General features: G+C 68.4%; 1 protein-coding gene. It reads right to left on the bottom strand.

Going from position 1 to position 604, the window contains the following annotated elements:
* Window positions 1–604 (bottom strand): Na+/H+ antiporter NhaA (locus tag IG178_RS24860; RefSeq protein ID WP_193215255.1); only part of this gene is annotated, 604 nt, incomplete at both ends.

Raw genomic sequence — 604 nt, 5'->3', positions numbered from 1 at the left:
CATCTTGCCGAAGACCAGTCCCAGGACGATGCCGACGGCCACGGTGTCGGTGGCGGCCGAGCGGATCCCGTCCACACCGCCGACGGCCACGCCGGCGGAGAAGAAGGCGAAGACAGGCACAGCCAGTCCGTTGGACAGCGGGCGGAAGCGGTGCTCGAGGGTCGGTGCCAGGCCCTGGGCGGGGTCCTCGTCGTTGATCACGTGCGGATGGGTCTTCAGCACAGGGGTCGCGAAGCCGAGCAGCACGCCGGCGATCGTGGCGTGGATGCCGCTGTTGTACATGAGGATCCAGACCACGAAGCCCAGGGGCAGCAGGATGGCCCAGGCGGCCCAGGCCCGCGCCATGAAGAACGAGGCGAAGCGGTGGGTCAGCACCCAGTACACGGCCAGCACGGCGAACGAGGCCAGCAGGGGCAGGAAGCTGAAGCCGTGGCTGTAGAAGATGGCGATGATGACGATCGCGATGAGGTCATCGACCACGGCCAGCGTCAGAAGGAAGGTGCGCATGGCCACCGGCAGCGCGGACCCCACCACGGCCAGCACGGAGACGGCGAAGGCGATGTCCGTGGCGGTGGGAATGGCCCAGCCCTGGATGGTCGAGGGG

This window comes from Neoluteolibacter marinus (genome assembly GCF_014904755.1).
Lineage (GTDB): Bacteria > Verrucomicrobiota > Verrucomicrobiia > Verrucomicrobiales > Akkermansiaceae > Haloferula > Haloferula marina.
The sequence above is the reverse complement of the archived record's forward strand: the minus strand, read 5'-3'. Positions and strand labels throughout refer to the sequence as shown.